Raw genomic sequence first — 690 nt, forward strand, 5'->3', positions numbered from 1 at the left:
GCTCCTGCCACTCGACCCGCCTTTGACCCCTGCGGAATTTCTGACGCGTCACGCGGTAATCGAGGGAATGTTCCGGGAAATGTCAGCTGAGCGCGCGCTCGGCGCACAATGCGGCCGACCATGGCAGGGTGTCGTCAACGCGTGCACGCTTGCGCAAGCGCTGGCTCTGGTCTTCGCTCTTCACGAGGACCTCCGGGGCGGTGAAGCACAGGATCTACTGGGCGCCCTGTCGCTTTCGATCCCGCACCGCAAACGGGACGCGCTGGAAGGTCCCTCATCGGCCTTGCGAATCCCCGGCAGCTTCTCGCGCATGATCCGGCGCCGCCTCGGCAAGGAAGAGGCGCTCAGACAAAGGATCGATATGCTCGGGACAGCGCACGGGTTCGAGACTGGAATTCTGCTGACGCTTTTGCAAAAGGCACGTCTGCGTGGCGGGCTGCTCAATCCTGGCATGTTTTCGGCCATTCAGTTCTACGACAGATCGCTCTGGCTGGTCCTGCAGGCGGCCACCTTTCCTAGGGAGAAAGGGAACTGGTGGGAAATGAGCACCACGCTTTGCGTCGAAAGTGCAGCCGCGATCGCGCACTGGCAAAGCGAGTGCGAGGCTGGAACAGCACTCGCAACCCCAATTGTTGCCCGCCCCTTGCAGATGCTCCGTCAGATCGCCTCACACCAGACGCGCAACCACGA

The 690-nt window shown here is 62.2% G+C and carries 1 pseudogene; it reads left to right on the forward strand.

From position 1 onward, the window contains the following. Positions 1-79: 79 nt before the first annotated feature. Positions 80-690 (forward strand): annotated as a pseudogene (locus P792_RS23465) (hypothetical protein); the annotation flags it as partial.

This window comes from Asaia sp. SF2.1 (genome assembly GCF_000505765.1).
Classification (GTDB): domain Bacteria; phylum Pseudomonadota; class Alphaproteobacteria; order Acetobacterales; family Acetobacteraceae; genus Asaia; species Asaia bogorensis.